Origin of the sequence: Hominisplanchenecus murintestinalis, from assembly GCF_943193015.1 — a bacterium.
Lineage (GTDB): Bacteria > Bacillota > Clostridia > Lachnospirales > Lachnospiraceae > Hominisplanchenecus_A > Hominisplanchenecus_A murintestinalis.
Window position 1 is genome coordinate 30,986 of the sequence record NZ_CALPCM010000023.1, and the last position, 15,314, is coordinate 46,299.

At 45.4% G+C, this 15,314-nt stretch carries 9 protein-coding genes and 1 tRNA gene; all 10 read right to left on the reverse strand.

Annotation, left to right across the window (positions count from 1 at the left end; all coding sequences use genetic code 11):
• Positions 1 to 11: 11 nt before the first annotated feature.
• Positions 12 to 812, reverse strand: coding sequence for an MBL fold metallo-hydrolase (locus tag NFR99_RS09345; protein ID WP_120482235.1), 801 nt, complete (start codon positions 810 to 812; stop codon positions 12 to 14).
• Positions 799 to 1,404, reverse strand: a complete 606-nt coding sequence (gene coaE, locus NFR99_RS09350; protein WP_120482237.1) for a dephospho-CoA kinase — start codon at positions 1,402 to 1,404, stop codon at positions 799 to 801. The genes NFR99_RS09345 and coaE overlap by 14 nt, the downstream gene beginning before the upstream one ends.
• Positions 1,405 to 4,035, reverse strand: coding sequence for a DNA polymerase I (gene polA, locus NFR99_RS09355; RefSeq protein ID WP_120482239.1), 2,631 nt, complete (start codon positions 4,033 to 4,035; stop codon positions 1,405 to 1,407).
• 18 nt (positions 4,036 to 4,053) lie between these two features.
• Positions 4,054 to 4,590, reverse strand: a complete 537-nt coding sequence (locus NFR99_RS09360) for an anti-sigma factor family protein (protein WP_160216364.1) — start codon at positions 4,588 to 4,590, stop codon at positions 4,054 to 4,056.
• Positions 4,591 to 4,691: 101 nt separating this feature from the next.
• On the reverse strand, positions 4,692 to 10,223 hold the full coding sequence (locus NFR99_RS09365; RefSeq protein WP_251353477.1) for a CotH kinase family protein: 5,532 nt from the start codon (positions 10,221 to 10,223) through the stop codon (positions 4,692 to 4,694).
• Positions 10,224 to 10,519: 296 nt separating this feature from the next.
• Positions 10,520 to 10,602, reverse strand: a tRNA-Leu gene (locus NFR99_RS09370).
• A 65-nt stretch (positions 10,603 to 10,667) separates the two neighbouring features.
• Positions 10,668 to 11,942 carry a diaminopimelate decarboxylase gene (locus NFR99_RS09375; protein WP_120482245.1) on the reverse strand — a complete coding sequence of 425 codons (1,275 nt, stop codon included), beginning with the start codon at positions 11,940 to 11,942 and terminating at the stop codon, positions 10,668 to 10,670.
• 23 nt (positions 11,943 to 11,965) lie between these two features.
• On the reverse strand, positions 11,966 to 13,930 hold the full coding sequence (locus NFR99_RS09380; RefSeq protein WP_120482247.1) for an LTA synthase family protein: 1,965 nt from the start codon (positions 13,928 to 13,930) through the stop codon (positions 11,966 to 11,968).
• A 27-nt stretch (positions 13,931 to 13,957) separates the two neighbouring features.
• Positions 13,958 to 14,782, reverse strand: coding sequence for a hypothetical protein (locus NFR99_RS09385; protein ID WP_120482249.1), 825 nt, complete (start codon positions 14,780 to 14,782; stop codon positions 13,958 to 13,960).
• A gap of 166 nt (positions 14,783 to 14,948) precedes the next feature.
• Complete coding sequence (locus NFR99_RS09390) at positions 14,949 to 15,146, reverse strand: hypothetical protein (protein WP_120482251.1); 198 nt, start codon at positions 15,144 to 15,146, stop codon at positions 14,949 to 14,951.
• Between the last annotated feature and the right edge of the window lie 168 nt (positions 15,147 to 15,314).

Here is a 15,314-nt window from a genome sequence, read left to right on the forward strand (position 1 = left end):
CGTTATATTTTTTATCCTATTTGTACAAATGCGGACGCTTCATTGCGCTTTGCCACGCTAATAAAAAAATCCTTCGCCCGGTAAGGATTGTCTCCCATGGTCACTTCCTGACATACCGTCTCGAACGCCAGCTCCGCAAAATTATTTTCCTGGCTTAAATGCCCCAGAAACACAGATTTCATGCCATCGTGGAGAATCTCACACAGCAGTCTCCCCGCATTTTCATTAGAAAGGTGCCCGCGCTCTCCCAGAATCCTCCGTTTCAGATAATACGGATAACTTCCCACCTGGAGCATATGTATGTCATGATTCGCCTCCATCAGCACCGCATCCAGATTCTGCAAATGTTCCACCGTATAATCTGTATACTCCCCCAGGTCTGTAATGACTCCCACGGACTGCTTTCCATGATTTACCCGGTATGCCACCGGATCGGCAGCATCATGCGAGATTGAAAACGGCTGTATTTCCAAATCTTTTATCATAAAGCGTTCGTCCGGCACAATCTCATGAAACAGCCCCTCATCAATCTTCCCCAGGTTTCCCATTCCCCGGATCGCCTGCAGCGTACCGCCTGTAGCATAAATAGGGATATGATGTTTTCTGGCTACTACGCCCAATCCTTTGATATGATCTGAATGCTCATGGGTAATCAAAATTCCGTCAATCTCCGCAGTTTTCCTGTCTATAGAATTCAGCCCGGCCTCAATACGCTTCCCGCTCAGCCCCACATCAATCAGGACGGCTGCGTTTTCTGAGCCTGCATAAATACAATTTCCGCTGCTTCCGCTGGCAATACTACAAAAATCCATGTTCCACCAATCCTCTGTCTATTTGTCCATAAGTATTTTCTATAAAATCACTGTTGTTGTCAACCACAAACTGGCAATGTTTTAAAAACAATGCATCCGAAAGCTGGTTCTGCATAATTTCCCCGGCTTTTTCCGCCGTATATCCCCGGGACGCCATGAGCCGTTTCCGCCGAATTTCTTCCCCGGTACGCACATACCACAGCTCATCACAGATTTCATCATAATGTTCTTCAATCAAAAGCGCTGCTTCAAGCACTATAAACGGAGCCGTTCCTGCCAGCCGCTCCTGCTGGATTTCCTGTATGATATATTCCCGTACTGCCGGATGTACAATATCATTGAGTTCTTCCAGGCTCTTCTTATCCGAAAACACAATATTTCCCAACAGACGGCGGTCTATCTCGCCGCCCGCACTCAGTATTTCTTTTCCAAATGTCTCCACAATCCTATGATAACACTCCTGTCCCGGCTGTTCCAGCACATGGGCTGCCTGATCCGCCTGAATCACCCTCGCCCGGTATTTTTTTGAAAGATACGCAAGAACCGTGCTTTTCCCGGCTCCTATGCCCCCTGTAATCCCTAAAACCTTCATCTATTTTGCCTCGTACCAGCTCTTTCCTGTATGCATATCAATCTCAAGCTTTACGGAAAGTTCTGCAGCTCCCTGCATCTCTTCCAGGAGAATCCGTTTCACCTCGTCTGTCTCCGATTCTTCTGCTTCTATCAGCAATTCATCATGAACCTGAAGAATCAGGCGGGATTTCAGGTTTTCTGCTTTCAGCCTGTCGTTCACCCGTATCATGGCAATTTTTATAATATCTGCCGCCGTACCCTGAATCGGTGCATTCATAGCCACCCGCTCTCCAAAAGAACGCTGCATAAAATTCCCCGCTTTCAGTTCCGGCATGGGACGCCTGCGTCCGAACAGAGTTGTGACATATCCCTCTTTCTTGGCATTTTCAACCGTATCGTCCAGAAATTTCTTAATTCCCGGATAAGTTTCAAAATATTTTTCAATATACTGTGCCGCTTCTTTCCGGGTAATGCTCAAATCCTGACTCAGTCCAAAAGAACTAATACCGTACACAATTCCAAAGTTTACCGCCTTGGCATTCCTGCGCTGCAAGTCTGTCACTTCATCAAACGGAATATGGAATACCTGGGACGCCGTAATCCTGTGGATGTCCTGAGCCTCGCGGTACGCATGTATCAGCGTCTCGTCCCCTGAAATCGCTGCAAGCACCCGCAGCTCAATCTGTGAGTAATCCGCATCTACAAACACATAGCCATCTTTCGGAATAAATACTTTCCGTATCAGCCGCCCCAGTTCCATACGGATAGGGATATTCTGAAGATTTGGCTCTGTACTGCTGATTCTTCCCGTAGCGGTAATCGTCTGCTTAAAAGTGCTGTGGATTCTTCCATCCTCCGCAATATAATTCGCCAGCCCATCCGCATAGGTAGATTTTAGTTTCGTAAGCTGGCGGTATTCCAGAATCCGAGATACAACAGGAGCTTCATCTGCCAGCTTTTCCAGCACGTCCGCTGCGGTAGAATACCCTGTTTTCGTCTTTTTTCCATAGGGAAGCTTTAGCTTTTCAAAGAGGATTACACCCAGCTGTTTCGGAGAATTGATATTAAACGTTTCTCCCGCCATTGCATAAATTTCTGTCTCCAGTTCTCCGATACGTCCGATGAGCTGTTCCCCATACTGCTTCAGAGCCGCCGCCTCCACCCGTATTCCTTCACGTTCCATATCATGCAGAGTGTATACCAGCGGCATCTCTATTTCCCTGAACAAAGTATCCATTCCCGTGTCCAGCAGCTTTTTCTGCATCGGTTCCAGAGCCGCCCATGCCACATATCCTATATAACAAGCGCAGTCTGACACTGCTTTCTCATCCTCCGCGCCCTCAAATCCTTTCCTGCCCAGCAGCTCCTCCTGTGAAGGAATCATCATGCTCATATGTTCTTTCGCCACATCTTCATAGGTATACTTATCTTTCAGCGGATTCAGAAGATAAGCCGCAAGCGCCAAATCATACAGCTTTTCTCTGGCATGGTTTGCAAAAAACGGAAGCTGCGCTTTCAAATCCAGGGTAGAAGCCGCCGCCGTCTCATTCAGCAGCATATCTATTTTCCCGCACAGATAAGCTCCGCTGATAAATCCTTCAGCCGGAATAAAATAAATATCTTCCTCACTAAAGCACAGTGCGCACCCGCGGACACACTTCCCGGCAAGAATCAGTTCAAAACCCACATGAGCCGCCTTCGCCGCCGTCTCAAAGATTTTCTCTGCTTCTGCCAAATCTGAAACCTTGCAAAAATTCTCTGATACCCGATTTACCGGTCCCTGACACTCAAACCTGGACAGCATATTTTTGAATTCCAGCCGTTTACACAGCTCAAATGCCTCCTCTGTATAAAGGACTCCCATACTGGCTTCCTCCAATTCAAACTCCAAAGGAGCTTCTATATTGATAGTTGCCAGTTCTTTTGACAGCTGTGCCAAAGCATAATGCTCTCTTAAAGACTCTTTTGCCTTATTCGGCTTAATCTCTTCTACATGGGCATAGGCATTCTCAATAGAACCATATGCTGCTATAATTTTCGTGGCAGTTTTCTCACCTACTCCCGGAATGCCCGGAATATTATCCGACGCATCCCCCATCAATGCTTTTAAATCAATAATCTGAAGCGGCGTCACCTGGTATTTCTCAAGCACATCTGCCGTATGGTAATTCTCAATTTCCGTGCCCGTCCGTTTCGTTTTCGGAATCCGAATCATAATATGCTCTGTGGCAAGCTGCAGCAAATCCCTGTCTCCCGATACCACGCAGACTTCCAGTCCTTCCTGCTCCATCCGCTTCGACACTGTCCCTAACAGGTCGTCCGCTTCATACCCCTCCAGCATCAGCAGGGGAATCTCCATCGCACGCAGCATATCCTGTATCACTGGTACCTGCTGGTGAAGCTCCTGAGGCATGGGTTTCCTTGTACCTTTATACTCCGCATACATCTTATGCCGGAAAGTAGGAGCTTTCAAATCAAATGCCACTGCCAGATAATCCGGCTTTTCTTCTTCCAGGATTTTAAACATAATATTCAGAAAACCGTATACCGCATTTGTATGAAGCCCTTCTGAGTTCGTCAAATCCGGCACTCCATAGAACGCACGGTTTAATATGCTATGTCCGTCAATCAATACTATTTTTTCGCCCATTGCTTTCTCCATCCATTCCTATTTCTTTGATACGGCTTCTTCTTGCCCGTAAAGCGCCTGATATGCGAACGTTTCTCTAACGCCGCCTCCCGCCCACGCCTGCGCCTGGGTAATCAGCATCAACACCAGCATGATTTCCGCCATCAGCATAATACCGTAGCTGCATACCCGGAATATTTTCCTCCTGTGCAGCTTCCTCTCTGTACTCTCTAAATTATCCAGCAGCATATCCACGATACTGTCCGAATTCTTATCCCGCACATGGTATGTTCCTGAGTTTTTTTTGTTTTTCTGCTTTCCAGGATGTTTCATTCCCTGCTGATATGGCATAGTATATGAAACATTCTGTTCTTCATCCAGCTTTTTTAAAGCAAAATGAATCGTGAAGTAAATTTCCAGCTCTTCGTAGCACTCTTCGCAGTGGGTGATGTGCCCGATGAACTCCTCTGTTTTCTTTTCATCCAACTGACGCTTTATATAAGCCGTTACCAGACTCTGTGCTTCCCTACAGTCCATCGTTTCTCTGACACCGCCCTTCCGCTTTTTTATTTCCAAAATCTTCTACGAGTATATCATATTTTACAAACTGAAACAAGCAAAACCAGAGCATCCCAAAGGATACTCCGGTTTCTGCAAATTCCCTTTCGGGAAAACTGTTATTTTACTTTTATTGCTTTGGAAGCTTTTGCCGGACTATAGGTTTTTCCTTTTACTGCTACCACACGGTAGAAATATTTCTTGCCCTTTTTCACTTTCTTGTCTGTATACTTAACAATCTTGGATTTCTTAATGATAGCAATCCGTTTAAATCCGCTGCCGGACTTATTCGAGCGGAAAATCATGTACTTCTTCGCATCTTTTACACGTTTCCAACTTACTTTGACAATCCTTTTACTTCCGGATTTTGCTGCTTTTGCAGTCACTTTCTTCGTAGCCTTCGGAAGCGTAATGCCTTTTCCTGTACCCTTGCTGCTGACATTCGTTCCGGAAGCTGCTTCTGCCAGATACGTCGCTTTTCCGCTTACCGGCTTCATATCATAGAAAACCTCGCCTGTCATAGTGCCCAGCAGAGTCGTTTTACTGCCTGTCTTGCGGTAAATCCGATAACTGGATGCTCCCTGTACTTTGCCAATCTTTACCTCCACTGCCGAACTACCGCTGCGGATAACACTTTTCACTGATTTAACTGCCGGAGCTGCAGGCACTACGGGTGCAGGCGTCGGTTTTTCAGTACCTGGTGTTTCAGTACCTGGTGTTTCAGGTTTCGGCGGATCCGGAGTTTCTGATGTATTCCCCCATGCGCCGTCTTTCAGATTTCTCGGAACCACTGCCGCCCTGATTTCTTCCGGAAGCTTGCTGTAATTCAGCACTTCAAAATCTTCTGCATTCTGGTCTGTGTCAATAAAACTGATTCGGCGGATGGATTTATTTTTTGAAATAATTTCACCTCCCACAGGGTTTGTAAGCGGAGTCCCCTCTGCTGCCTCTTCATTGACGGACACACCGTCTACCTGCTCGCTTCCCTTCATCAACAGCACGCGGTATTGCTTATTACTGATTTCCTGCATCCAGTCAATATCCCCATCCTTTACTTCATACAGATATTCTGCATTTTCTGCGCAGCGAATCAGATACGATGTATTTGCAGGAATTTCCCCTGTAAGCTCCAGGGACGCCGTTCCCTCTCCTGACTGATAGGAAAGACTGTATCCTTCTAGATTAACTTTGTCTGCGGTCGGGTTATACAGTTCAATAAAACTGTGGGACAGCGCTGGTTCTTTCTTTCCGCCTGTTCCATACACCTGGTTAATAATCAAATGTCCTGTCTGTGGCTTTACTACCTTGACTGCCGCTGTCTCGCCGCTGTCAACATTCCCTTCCATCACGCTGCTTGTAACGCTCACGGAAATCTTTTTACCTTCAAGCGCTTTCCCCAACATCAGGAACGCGCCGGAAGCTCCTGATACCTCTGTTCCGTCTGCTTTCCACTGATAACGCAGCGATGCCTCATCTGCTTCGTTTATATTTGTTTTCTGATCTGCATACAAAGTGGCTCCTACAATGGCATTTCCACGGATAGCCACTTCGCCGCTCAGCGTCTGAACCTCCGGTTCCCGTCCCCATTCACCGTCCGTCAGGCTCCTGGGGTACTTTGACACTGATGCAGCTTCACGGTAATCTACGGTTTCAAAATCATTCCGGTTAATATCGGTATCCCGGAACTCTGTCCTGCGGATAGATTTCTGCTTGCTGATTGCACCGTCTGCGAGGGCAAAGCCTTCCACATGGCCTTCATTCACGGATACTGCGTCTTCTACAGTTTCTCCTCTATAAAGTACAAGACGATACCGCTTATTGTCAATCGTCTGGCTCCACTCTTTATCAAACGTATCAACTGTATACTTAATCAGCTCCGGCGTAGATGCATCCTGGGCTTCGCACCGAACAAGATAAGAAGTGTGTGCCGGAATCTTCTTATCCAGAGGCAGCTTCACTTCCTCGGCCGCTGCGCCGTTCTTTCCATTTGACAAATATCCTAAAGAATAACTGCTGAGGTCTATCTCGGCATCCGTAGGATTATACAATTCGATAAAGCTATGGGATACCGGCGTCCCGTCGTTTGCCCCGCCGCCGTATACCTGGTTGATAATTACATGGTCATTTTTCACTTCTACAAGTTCTACCGCAGCAGTCTCCGCACTGTAGATATAATCAGCCTCCATAGTGCTTCCCACTCTAACCTTAATCTTTTTCCCGGCCAGCCCTGCAGTAAGCTGCAGCTCATTGCCTGTTGCACCCGTAATTGCCACACCGTCCGCCATCCACTGGTATGTAAAATCTCCGGTATTATTGCCGCCTTCTACTGCTGCTGCCAGCACTTTGCCTGTCTTCGCTTCGCCCAAAACGGTTGCTGTCCCGGTCAATGTATCCACCTGAACTTCTTTTGAGAAAGTCTTATAATTTGTCACACTCCCGTTTGAAAGCAGCCTGCCCGCCGCATCCATGCCGCGAACCTGAACCACATTCAGCTTTGTACTGTCTCTTTCCAGATAAGAATCGCTTGCCGTAAAGGACGCCGCCCCCTCCGTCACATCTGCTGTTCCGGCCAGGATTCCATTGATATAAAAACCAACCTTTTCCACTGTGCTGTCCGTCACGTTTGCCGTGTAAACTGTTGTCTTTTCACCCGATGTATCTACCGCCGCCGTTAAGTTTCCTGATGCCTTGAATTTCCCAAAAGAGGCAAGAAGCCCGTCTACAGACGCACACTGCGTGTCCATCCAGTTTTTCCTGTTTGACAGGAAGGTACGCAGACGCGTAACTGCTGCATCAAACCTTGCATCGTTCTCCCATAACAAATCATCCCTTAGGAATCCTGCATTATAATTGCTATTGGCAGATTCTGTCAGATACTCAATGTTTCTGTCAATAATTCCGCCGGTTTTAATAATATCTTCAAAGTTCCCTTTATTCGCCTGGTAGCATTCATATACTTTTGTTACGAAATAAGGGTCAGCAATCAGGTATTTATACCACTGTTCCCTCTGAGCGCCATCGTTACGGTCATTCGTTAGCCAAACCTGATAATTCCATGTCTCGGTTTTGCTCACCAAACTGTTCGATGTCCAGTCCATATCCCAAACAGGGCCGACATACAGCTTCTTACCCAAGTCTTTGTACATAAAAGTACTTTTTTTCATAGTTTCTGTATTCCAGAAAAACTCATTAAGCACAAAATAGCGTACCAGAGAGTCCAGATCCGCCAAATCTGTGTAATGCACGGATTCATTCTGATATGTCGTATAAAAGTCAGAAGCATGAATACTGTTTTCCAACGCCTGTATATAGTTCTGTGCCGTGCTAAATAATTCTTTGTTTGTAATTACAAACTCCGGGCTTTTAAACATAAAGGGCTGACTATAGGTGGTCTGGAACTTTGACGCCTCGTCATAATAAGCATCCAGCTCAAACAAAAATCCGCCCGAGAGGTCTACATTCCCCGATGCATCTGTCGGGAGTACACTCTCGTAGTCTTCCCTGGGGTAAACGCTGCCATTATAATTGATACCCTGCTCACTGGTAATCCACTCCATATTTTCTACCAGGTAATCCTCAAGGGCATCCTGCTGATCCTTGGCCAATCCATGCTTTTTCGCAATGGCCTTCGCTGCGTCTCCCGCCGCGTCCTCCCAGTCAAAAATATTGACGCGGCTTTCCTCTACCCGCACATTTCCTACCAACTGATAGTTCCCCGCATAATTTCCGTTCAGTACCACTTCTACATGGGTGGAAGGCAAATAAGATTCCATTCCCATCTCTTTTGCCAAATCATAAGAAAGCGTATTCCTCATCAGGGATTCATCCATATAATTAGCCAGAAGCGCCCAATGCTTACTCTCGCCAAAACCAAATAGATTTGTCTTTTTGCCGAGCTTTAGTTTGTATGGAAGCTTATTGTAACCGGTGTTCCAGGTACTGTTCCCGCGCCCGCGGATTTCTGTAGCGCCATCATACAAAGTCGTAGTCGTACTGTTATATGTGTCATTTCCCTGAATACGCATAGACGCGTCTTTATAAACCGTCTTACTGGTAATTCCGTGTCCGTCTACCGTATCAATATACACTACCGGAAGCTTACTGCAATAAAGCCGGTAAGTATCTACGACAGCCCCATCTGTCATCGCTGTAACTTCAATAAATTTATTCAGAGCACTTTCTGTCGGCGTATAAGATGCGCTTGTTGACACTTCTGCTCCGTCAAGTGTCCATCGGTATGTAAAGGTGACTCCTGCCGGAACTTCGCCTGCGTCGTTCTGTACAGAAGCCTGAAGCGCCGTCCCTGGTTTTGCGTATTCTCCGTCCAGCTTCAGGGACAGATTTGAAAGCACCGTAACTAAAACTTCCTTCGTCCTGCCATCCCCTGTCGTAGCTGTCAAAGTAACAGAAGTTGCTTTCATCACCGGATGCACCGTTGCCACGCCCGTACTTCCGTCAACGGAAATAACATCCGTGTTACTGCTCACCCACTGAATTGTCTCCGTACTGCCGCTAACCTCGTAAGATGTAGGTACTGTAAAATTCTTTGTAACCGCAGACGCCCTGTCCCCCTCTGCAAATACAGGAGAAGGAATCGGTGTAAGTACAACTCCATCCGTAACCTTCGGTACAAGTTTGCCGTTAGATACCATCCAATAGTCAGATCCTAATGCTGAAACCACTGCGTCTCCCGCCAGCTCTGCCTCTGCCATCCCTGCCACTGCTGCACTTCCCATACCTGTACCATTCAGATAATAACAATTCCTAATCCTGTCCGTATAATCAGCCGCACCTGCCCAATCGATTCCGTTAATCGCATATCCTTGTCCACTCTGATAGGTAACTGCCCCCACGTTTACACAAGAAGACAATTCTCCAATCCTGGCCGTTTGATGCACCCTTCCGAGAATTCCTCCGCATCGCAGGGAACCGGACAAGGTATTTAAATCGCCGCTAAATGTCACATCTGCTCCATTATACAGATTGCTGAGCTGTACAGCTTCACAATTTGTCCGTACCTGCCCTACAATACCGCCCAGTCCAATCAAATCTGACTTCCCGCTGGAAGAAGCCATAACCTGAATGCTTCCGCTGGCCACAGCAATATTATTTACTTTCGTATAACCATTCGCATCACCCGCCAAAGCTCCAATAGAATCGCCGTGCCCCAGCGTATGCGCGATGGCTACTTCTGAAAATACAAGATTCTTTACTTCTGCATAATCTGAAGCGTCATCGCTCCCAATCATGGCAAACAGCCCTGTCTGGTTTGTCTTTTCCGCAGACTGCTGTCCATTAAACGTTATCGTCAAGTTCGAAATCACATGTCCCCGGCCGTCAAACGTGCCGCTGAACACCCTGTCTCCTTCTACAAGACCATACTGAGGACCGCTGCTTCCTCCAATCGGTACCCAATTCACTCCATCCAAATCAATATCCGTCCCAAGTACATAGTCTCCGTTCATTGGGTAATTGGAATCCTTTCCGATTTTCCCCAATTCATCTGCACTGTTGATTGTAATCACGCCATCTGCCGCTTCTACCGTCATCTTTGCAGCAGGCACATAACTGATTCCTGATATGCCCATTGCAAAAGACAGCAAAAATGCAAATCCTCTTCCTGTAAAACTTTGCAATCTCCTTTTTTCCATAGTTTCCTCCATTCTTAGTAAAAGTAACAATTTTTGTCGTTACTTTTACTATGTAATTAAAAGAATTTTACCATAATTGCTTCATTTTGTCTCTGCTTTTTTGCAGATTTCACAAATTTTACATTTTCACACATCTTGCTTCTATACTGCAAGCCGACACATGGAACTGTACATAAAAAAGAGGAGTATATGCATTTTTATACATATGCTCCTCTTTCCGGCAAAAGCCTTCGCTCTCACATTTCCGCTATAAAAGCTAAGAGCAAGGGTAACAAAATATATTCCCCTTGCTCTTATGCCGCTGGCCGGACTCGAACCGGCACGGTTGTTCACCGCTTGATTTTGAGTCAAGTGCGTCTGCCAATTCCGCCACAGCGGCCAGTCCTCTTTTGTTCTGACCGTAGACTATTGTAACACACCATCCGACACTATGCAAGTACTTTTTTATTTTTTCAGCACTTTCTGATAAAAATCAAAACAGTCAAACGTAGCAAAGTAATCTGCCGGCGTCTCCGCACGCCGGATAAGCTCTGTCTTTCCATCTTCCCTGAGCAATATCTCCGCTGATTTCAACTTACCATTATAATTATATCCCATAGCAAAACCATGCGCCCCTGCGTCGTGGATAAACAGCAAATCTCCTTTTTCAATCTCCGGAAGCATTCGGTCAATGGCAAACTTATCATTGTTTTCACATAGAGACCCCGTCACATCATATTTATGATCACAAGGCATATCCTCTTTCCCCATTACTGTGATATGATGATATGCGCCATACATAGCCGGACGCATCAGATTTACCGCACACGCATCTACGCCGATATATTCCTTATGGGTATGTTTCTCATTAATTGCCCTGGTTACTAACGCACCATAGGGACCCATCATATATCTTCCCAACTCCGTATAGATTGCCACATTGCCCATTCCCTCCGGAACCAATACCTCTTCATACGCTTTTCTCACACCTTCGCCAATTACAAAAATGTCATTCGGCTCCTGCTCCGGGCGATACGGAATCCCGATTCCGCCAGACAGGTTAATAAACGTAATATGCGCCCCTGTTTCTTTTTTCAGCCGCACTGCCACGTCAAATAAAACCTTCGCCAGCATCGGGTAATAATCATTTGTCACCGTATTGCTCGCAAGGAATGCATGAATACCAAATTCCTCCACTCCTTTTTCTTTCAGAATACGGAACGCCTCAAAAAGCTGCTCTGTAGTCATGCCATACTTTGCATCCCCGGGATTGTCCATGATATCATTGCTGATTTTAAACAAGCCTCCCGGATTATAACGGCAGCTCAAACGCTTTGGCAGTTTCCCCACTGCCTTTTCCAGCACCTCAATATGTGTGATATCATCTAAATTAATCGTCGCGCCGATTTGCTCTGCATACTGGTATTCTTCTATTGGTGTATCATTAGACGAAAACATAATATCGCTTCCTACTACCCCGATTGCACGGGAAAGCATCAGCTCTGTCATAGAGGAACAGTCGCACCCACAGTCATATTCTTTTAAAATATTTATCAAAAATGGATTTGGAGTCGCCTTTACTGCAAAATATTCTTTATATCCTTCATTCCAGGAAAACGCTTCTTTCAACGCTTTTACATTTGCCCGAATCCCCTTCTCATCATACAGATGAAATGGCGTTGGGTACTCCTGCGCAATTTTATCAAGCTGTTCCTTTGTTACAAATGGTTCTTTTTTCATTTTTGTACTCCTCCTTAAAATGCTTAATCTCCAAAAAATCCTGCCAAGCGATTCTTCTTATCCACCATATCATTGTATTGAAGAACCGCATATGGATCCAGTCCAGATTTTTCTTCTGAATCAGTATAATCATGGAACACTCTGTCTGCGGTTTGAAAGAAATTGGCAGTCACCACCGGATAATCCTCCCGCAGTTCTAACAGATAATTCTGGTATCCTGTTTTTGGCAGCCCTGTTTTATCCATTAGCAGTGAACTTAAATAGTTCACGCTGATTGCATCAATCTCTTCCTCCTCTATATCATAATTTGCCCACATTACCATCGGAACCACATAGCCTTTAGAAAATTCCTCCGGGGATTTTTCCCTGGAATCCTCACTAATCCCCAGCTCACGCAGCACCGGATTGCAAATATAGTCCGAGGGCTGATGGTCGCCGAACATGACTACGACCGTCTTTTCTTCTTCCCCTGCAAAATAACTGAGCAATTCCTCAAATGCCTCGTCTGTTCTGCGAATCAGCGTAAGGTATTTTTCCGTAGACTCTACCTGTGTGCTCTTATACTCTGTTTCTGTAAGAAAAATCTCTGGCTGTAAATCCGGGTATTCCTTGCTGTACCCGCCATGATTCTGCATTGTCACTTCAAATGCGAAAAGCTTTTCCCCTTCTTCCTTCTCCTCATAGAGCTGTATCAGCTTCCGGAATGCAGAAGTATCGTCGACATAACCTCTCAATGTAGAAGCATTGATAAAGTCTTCCCGAAAATATGTATGTTCAAACCCAAGATCCGGATAAACCTGTTCCCTATTCCAACCTGATGCATAATAAGGATGGAGAGCTGCTGTCCGATATCCCAGGCTTTTCATATGAGAAGCAAGGCTTGGCATTTTACTCTTGATAAACTGCTGGTAAGGAACGCTTCCCGCAGGCATAAATGCCATGCTGTTCCCTGTTAGAAATTCAAATTCTGTATTTGCAGTATTGCCTCCTTTTACAGAAACATACAGATTCGCTTTCACTGTATTTTTATCCAGGGAGCGTATAAAGGGCATCGCGTCCTCACTTATCCCAAAATCTCCATACACCGACAAATCAGAAAAAGCTTCATTCATAATAACAATAATATTCGGACTATCGGAAATATCCGTCGGCTCTGCATCCTCCTCCCAGGGATGTGCGATTTCCTCTGCTGCCTCTACCGAATATCCATCAGGCTTTTCCACATCCAGATAACGGAGATTTGCCAAAAATGCCGCCATAAATCCGTTATTTCGGTACAGTACATTCGGCGTAAACAGAATATCGTCCATTCCAAAAGCATCTTCTACTGCTTCCACCTGGATTGCCGTCACATACCCTGCCATCAGCGCCATAGAAAGACAGATAGCCGCGAGACGTACACGCAGTTTCCCGATTTCAAGCCGCGTTTTCTCTCCCAAGATTATCAGGTATGCAAATCCTATCAATACAAACACTACCCGGTAATTCAATGTAAACGAATAATTATCCGTAATGCTCGTAGCCGTTCCTATGGAAAAAATATCCCAGGGCACGATGGGCGAAGAACGGAAGCTGACCACAAAGTAATTGACCAGCCCTGTAAGCATAGGAAAAACAGGCGCGACAGCACAACCTATTTGGCTGCTTCCAAAAAGAGCCGTAAAAATCCCATATAAAATCAAATAAAACAGATAATTTAATATAACAATCAAAAAAGAAAGATCCCACGGCACATGCGTATAAAACTCCATACAGCACAGCGCCGCAAAAGGCAGGAACAGGCAGACTGCCAAGCCTGCTTTCTTCTTTATCTGTATATCCACCGCTACAATCACACCTGCAAATACAGACAAAAACAGTGCCAGTGCCAGCTTACCACCCTGTAAGCCATCACCCCACACTGCACTGATGCTCAATGCCGACAAGGCTGCCGCCGCTCCAACCGCCGCCGCACGCCTTGCCCTTGATTTACTTATGATATTTTTCATCTTATCTACCTTCTATCTTCTCAAACGTTATTTATGCACATGCTCGTGTGTAAACAAATGATCCTGGCAATACTCATAGTTCCCGTCGCACTTCGAACAAAAACGGAACTCCAAATGTTCACCGTCCAGCTCCGTGCGCCCGCATATAGCACATTTGTGCTTTGTTACCCCGGCAGACGGCACATTACTTCTGACCTGACGTTGGAAATTCTGTTTCCTTCGGATTTCCCGCGGTGATACGCGGCGCATATTTCGCGTCATCAAAAAGAAAAGAACAAAATTTGCCAATGAAGCCAGAACAACCACTCTGGTTGCCCAACCGCCCTGAACCATCGCATATAACAAAAACACCGCATCAATGATTCCCAGCCATTTTATCTTAATCGGAATCAAAAAGTATACATACAAACGCTCATTGGGATAGGTTGCCGCATATGCCAGGAAAATGGACATATTCAAATAAAATGTACTAAACGTATATCCCAGTATATTTATTCCGCTGAAATACAGAATAAACGCACCGATAACAGATGTGAACACTCCCATAAAAATATACAGATTATATCGGAACGCCCCCCAGGCATGTTCCAGCTCTGATCCCAGTGAAAAATACAGAAACAGCATCACAATCGTGAAAAATCCTAAATCCGTTGGCGGAACCAGAACCCAGCTCACAAGCCTCCAAATCTGCCCTCTCATGATCAGCGCCGGCTCCAGTGTAATATATCCCAGAATCTGGGGCGCCAAAAGCTCCAGCGAAAACCCAATAATATAAGTAACGATAATGTACCATGTCAGATTTCGGATTGCGTATCTGCCGAATTTCCGTTCCATCTTATTTAAAAATTTCATTTTTATACCTTTCTTTTAAATAGTTGTCTTAACCCTTCTGCTAATATAACTTAGCAGAACCAGCCGTTTTTGTCAATCTGTTATCACCAAAGCTCACATTTTCTACATCCAAAAACGGTGTACCGCAAAAACGCCCCTGGAAAAATGCCAGGGACATTTTCACTTTTTAGCTTTCTTCGCTCTCTTTCTTACGCTTTTTGAAGAAGTCCAGGAGCCCTATCATCAGACCCGATACCACCAGAACCAGGATATATTTCCCTATCTGCGTATCGTCCCCGGTACGTACTGTCTCTCCCGGCACATCTGTCTCGGAAAGTACTATACAAAAGCAATGTACTCCTTTGCAGAGATAACAGTATTTCATATCTTCTTAATATTTTTGTTATTTAACCTGAATTATTCACAGCTGTGCCGTGAAAGTGGCTGAAAGCCACATAGTTACTGTATTTAAGCTACTTATTGCATTTCATCTAATAAGTGAATAGAAAAAGAGACCAAATATGTGGTAAAATTTAGGTGCCGAATCCAAATA

Excerpts from the sequence above, each read along its gene's own strand:
- NFR99_RS09345 (WP_120482235.1), bottom strand. The coding sequence starts at position 812 with ATGGATTTTTGTAGTATTGCCAGCGGAAGCAGCGGAAATTGTATTTAT.
- coaE (WP_120482237.1), bottom strand. The coding sequence starts at position 1,404 with ATGAAGGTTTTAGGGATTACAGGGGGCATAGGAGCCGGGAAAAGCACG.
- polA (WP_120482239.1), bottom strand. The coding sequence starts at position 4,035 with ATGGGCGAAAAAATAGTATTGATTGACGGACATAGCATATTAAACCGT.
- NFR99_RS09365 (WP_251353477.1), bottom strand. The coding sequence starts at position 10,223 with ATGGAAAAAAGGAGATTGCAAAGTTTTACAGGAAGAGGATTTGCATTT.
- NFR99_RS09375 (WP_120482245.1), bottom strand. The coding sequence starts at position 11,942 with ATGAAAAAAGAACCATTTGTAACAAAGGAACAGCTTGATAAAATTGCG.
- NFR99_RS09380 (WP_120482247.1), bottom strand. The coding sequence starts at position 13,930 with ATGAAAAATATCATAAGTAAATCAAGGGCAAGGCGTGCGGCGGCGGTT.
- NFR99_RS09385 (WP_120482249.1), bottom strand. The coding sequence starts at position 14,782 with ATGAAATTTTTAAATAAGATGGAACGGAAATTCGGCAGATACGCAATC.
- NFR99_RS09390 (WP_120482251.1), bottom strand. The coding sequence starts at position 15,146 with ATGAAATACTGTTATCTCTGCAAAGGAGTACATTGCTTTTGTATAGTA.